This is a genomic window from Candidatus Poriferisodalis multihospitum, assembly GCF_028283155.1.
Taxonomy (GTDB): Bacteria; Actinomycetota; Acidimicrobiia; order Acidimicrobiales; family Poriferisodalaceae; genus Poriferisodalis; species Poriferisodalis multihospitum.
Genome location: NZ_JAPYOK010000124.1, coordinates 1 through 4,279 on the forward strand (window position 1 = coordinate 1; position 4,279 = coordinate 4,279).

Annotated in this window: 6 protein-coding genes; all 6 read right to left on the reverse strand. The window is 69.7% G+C overall.

Annotated features, from left to right (window positions below):
• The coding region (locus tag VI480_RS15225; protein WP_323673712.1) for a tRNA-guanine transglycosylase at nt 1–510 on the reverse strand (510 nt) is incomplete at its 3' end.
• Nucleotides 511–520: 10 nt separating this feature from the next.
• Entirely contained in the window at nt 521–1,702 is a 1,182-nt protein-coding gene (gene queA / locus VI480_RS15230) for a tRNA preQ1(34) S-adenosylmethionine ribosyltransferase-isomerase QueA (RefSeq protein WP_323673713.1), read from the reverse strand.
• Nucleotides 1,699–2,895, reverse strand: a complete 1,197-nt coding sequence (gene ruvB, locus VI480_RS15235) for a Holliday junction branch migration DNA helicase RuvB (RefSeq protein WP_323673714.1) — start codon at nt 2,893–2,895, stop codon at nt 1,699–1,701. The genes queA and ruvB overlap by 4 nt, the downstream gene beginning before the upstream one ends.
• On the reverse strand, nt 2,892–3,509 hold the full coding sequence (gene ruvA / locus VI480_RS15240; protein ID WP_323673715.1) for a Holliday junction branch migration protein RuvA: 618 nt from the start codon (nt 3,507–3,509) through the stop codon (nt 2,892–2,894). The genes ruvB and ruvA overlap by 4 nt, the downstream gene beginning before the upstream one ends.
• Complete coding sequence (ruvC, locus tag VI480_RS15245; RefSeq protein WP_323673716.1) at nt 3,506–4,066, reverse strand: crossover junction endodeoxyribonuclease RuvC; 561 nt, start codon at nt 4,064–4,066, stop codon at nt 3,506–3,508. Before ruvC ends, ruvA begins: the two co-directional genes overlap by 4 nt.
• 59 nt (nt 4,067–4,125) lie before the next feature.
• A partial coding sequence (locus tag VI480_RS15735) for a YebC/PmpR family DNA-binding transcriptional regulator (RefSeq protein ID WP_416246602.1) occupies nt 4,126–4,279 on the reverse strand: 154 nt, incomplete at its 5' end.

A 4,279-nucleotide genomic window follows, 5' to 3' on the forward strand; every position in this document is an offset into this window, starting at 1 on the left:
CAGGCGGCGCTGCGCATCGACCGCATCTTCGGGTGTCAGCCGCATCTGGGTGCCGTCATAGGTCGAACGGAAGGTCACGCCTTCGTCGTCCACCTTGGACTTCGCATCCTGAGGAGAACTCTCTGGGCGGCGGCCGGGCTCACTAGCGCCACCGGGACGGCGGCCGGGCCGATCTGCGCCGCCGGGACGGCGGCCGAGCGACATGATCTGGAAGCCACCCGAATCCGTCAGGAAATGGCCGCCCCAGCCGGAAAAGGAGTGCAGCCCGCCGAGCGCTTCCACCACGTCGATTCCGGGCCGCGCCAGCAGGTGATACGTGTTGGCCAGCACGACCTCGAGACCGAGATGCTCGTAGTCGGTGGCATCGAGATGGATCACGGCGCCACGGGTTCCCACGGGCATGAACACCGGCGTCTGAAACGTCCCACGGGCCGTCGTGACCTGTCCCCGTCGGGCTGAGCCGTCAGTCGCCAGCAGTTCGAGCACCAGCGGGCTGTTCGCAACGCTCATCTCGCTGGCCTCATGAGGGCGGTGTCCGCCGGAGCAGCATCGCATCGCCGAAGGACAGAAAGCGATAGCCCTTCGCAAGCGCCGTCTCGTACAGATCGCGCCAGCGCGGCCCGATGAACGCGTCGATGAGCAGCAACAGCGACGATCGGGGCATGTGGAAGTTGGTGAGCATCGCATCGACCAGCAGGAACTCAGCACCCCGCCGCAGGAAGAGATCGGTGCCGCCGCAGACATCGGTTGTGCCCGCAGCGGGCCCCGGGCGTTGTCGTTGGCGGGCCGCGGCCTCCAGTGCGCGCACGGTGGTGGTGCCGACCGCAACGACGCATTCGGCAGCAGCGCAGGCGGCGAGCGTCTGTGCGGACACCCGGTAGTGCTCGGTGTGCATTTCGTGCTCGTCGGCGTGCTCGGCGGTCACTGGCGCGAACGTGGCCAGGCCGACGGTCAAGTCCACGGTCGCGATGCCGACGCCGTTCGAGCGCAGCGCTTCCAGCACGCGTGCGGTCAGGTGAAGCCCTGCCGTCGGCGCCGCCGCCGAGCCGTCCGAGCGGGCGTAGACGGTCTGGTAGCGATCCGCCAGCGCCGCTCGAGCCGCATCACTGTCGGCTGCATCGACACCGAGGCGCTGGGCGATGGCACCCCGAGCCTTGTCCGGGTCGATGTAGGGCGGCAGCGGCGCCTCCCCAGCCCGTTCGAGCAGTCGGGCCTGCGACACATCGGCGAGCGACGTCTCACCGACAAGCACATGCACGGCTCGGCGCTGCCGGTCCAGACGCTCGCCCACCACCACTCGCACGGTCGGGTCCCGCTCGGAGACCAGCACCGTTCCGTCCGCAATCCGCCGTGACGGTCGCACCAGCGCCGCCCAGAGCCGGTTGTCGTCGGGATCGGCAATCCGGTGAGCCGAACCAAACTCCACTGCGAGCGGTTCGAGCAGCAGTACTTCGGCCGCGCCGCCAGAGCGTTTGCGGAGGGGCAGGCGGGCAGGCATCACCCGCGTCTCGTTGACCACCAGCAGATCCCCGGGGCCGAGCAGGGATGGGAGATCGGTCACCTGCCGGTGTTCAGGCGCTCGGCACGGCCCCGGGTCAACCAGCAGCCGGGCCGAGTCGCGTGGGTCGGCGGGCACGTGCGCGATTGCCGATGACGGCAGCTCGTAGTCGAACTCGTCCATCGACAGCCGCGGCGTGCTCACCACGCTGTGTCGTCGATCTCGACCGGCGCGCCTGCGGGTGACTCGGTGGCTGAATCGGTCGATGAAGCCGATGCGTCGAACAACGAGATCTCGGCCTCTGCACCGGGCACGCTGCCGGAGTCGTCTGTCGCGGGCGGAGCCTCGACGCCGAGATGCGCGTAGGCCGCGGCAGTGGCGATGCGGCCCCGCGGCGTGCGCTGCAGCAGCCCGCGCTGGATCAGGAAGGGCTCGTACACGTCCTCCACAGTCTCGGTCTGCTCGCCGATGGAGATCGCCAGTGTGGACAGCCCCAACGGCCGCCCAGCATGGGTGACAGCGAGAGCGTCGAGAATTGCCCGGTCGACCTTGTCGAGGCCGAGTTCGTCGACGCCGAATGCGGCGAGCCCCTCCTGCGCCACCGCCACGTCGACGGCGCCGCTGGCGCGCACCTCGGCGAAGTCGCGCACCCGGCGCAACAGCCGGTTGGCGATCCGCGGCGTACCCCGGCTGCGCGACGCGATCTCCGCGGCCCCCTCGGCATCGATGTCCACACCCAGGATCCCGGCCGCACGAGCCACGATCGCCTCGAGATCGTCCGTGGAGTAGTAGTCGAGGCGCTCGACCAAGCCGAAGCGGTCTCGCAGGGGCCCCGAGATCAACCCGGTGCGGGTGGTGGCGCCGACCAGGGTGAACCGGGGCAGCTCGAATCTGATCGAGCGCGCTGCTGGCCCCTTGCCCAACACGATGTCGATCGCGAAGTCCTCCATGGCCGGGTACAGCACTTCCTCGACCACCTTGGGCAGGCGGTGGATCTCGTCGATGAACAGCACATCGCCGTCAGCCAGGTTGGTGAGGATTGCCGCGAGGTCTCCGGCTCGCTCCACTGCCGGACCCGATGTCAGATGCAGCGCCGCGTTCAGCTCGGCGGCGATAATGCCGGCCAGCGTGGTCTTGCCCAACCCCGGCGGGCCGGCGAACAGCAGATGGTCAGGCGTTTGGCCCCGGGCCAGCGCAGCCCGCAGCGTGATGGCCACGTGCTCTCGCACCTCGGGCTGGCCGACGAACTCCTCCAGCGACCGCGGTCGCAGCGAGGCTTCGGCATCGCCGTCGTCGGCCGCCGAGCTGGCCGGGTCGGTGACCTCGCTGCGGCCCGGTTCTGACACCCCCGATTCGTCGCGCCGGTAGCCCTCGCTGCGGGCTCCCCCAGCGCTCATCGCGGACCGAGCTCCCGCAGTGCCACACGCAGCAGTGCACCAGTGTCGGCATCGCCGTCGCGTGCTGCCTCGATCGTGACGGCGGCCATGGCGTCGCGTATCTCGGCCGGAGCGAAGCCCATCTGGCTCAGCGCGGCTCGCACTTCCGCTACTGCAGATCCAGCGCCGTCGCCAGCCGCCGCCGCAGCGGCAGCGCCGGCAGTCTCAGGCGTGCCGAGCCGCGACTTCAGGTCAAGCACCATCCGCTTGGATGTCTTGGCGCCGATGCCGGGCACCAGCTCCAGCGCCGCTGCGTCGTCGGCGGCCACTGCGCGCCGCAGCTCGTCGGGCGGCAAGTGCGAGAGCACGGCAAGCGCCAGCGCGGGACCCACACCGTGCGCGCTGAGCAGGGCCTCGAAACAGCGCCGCTCGTCGAGCTCGGCGAATCCGTACAGGTCGGAAGTGTCCTCGCGCACGAGATGGTGGACGTACACGAAGCACTCGTCGCCCACCGGTCCGGCGCCAGCCAGCGCGGACGGCGCGACGACAACGCGATACCCCACCCCGCCGGCCTCGATCAGCAGCTCGCCGCCGGGATCCTTGTCGAGCAGGCGCCCGCGCACTGAGCCGATCACGGCGTGGGTGCCGCTGCGCCCGAAGCGGGCAGCAGCACGCGCGCCCGGGCATGGGTTGCCGCCCCGTGCCAGGAAGCCTGGGACAGGTGACACAGCGCGACCGCAGCCGCGTCGGCGGCATCGGCTGGCTCAGGCGGCCCCGGCAGCGCGAGCAGCTCGCCGACCATGCGCTTCATTTGGTCCTTGTCGGCCCCGCCCCAGCCCGCAACCGCCTGCTTGACCTGGGTCGGCGTGTATTCGACCACCTCCAGCTCTCCAGCGGCTGCTACTGCCATGGCGAGTCCGGCCACTTGCGCGACTCCCATCGCAGTGCGCGCATTCGCCTGGAAGAAGACTCGCTCCACGGCCACCACCGAGGGCTGGAATTCGGAGATGAGGGCCTGCAGCTCGTGCATCTGCGTGGCCAGGCGCGCTGCGTGCGGCTCGTCGGCATCAGTGCGGATGACGCCCAGGGCGACCGCTTCGGTGCGAGCCCGCTGTGCCCCCGAGCCCGCAATCTGCTCCACCACGCCGTACCCGCAGCGCGACAATCCCGGGTCGATCCCCAATACGAACATCAGTACGAACCGTAGCCTTTGACACCGTCCGAGCCGGGTATGCGTGACACGGCTCCGCCCTAGCCGGCGATCGCCTCCAGCAGCGAATCGCTGATGTCGAAATTGGCGTACACGCCCTGCACATCGTCGTGTTCGTCGAGCGCGTCGAGCACCGCCATCACCTGCTTGGCCTCCGACACGCTGGTCAGCTCGATCAGGTTCTGCGGCGCATAG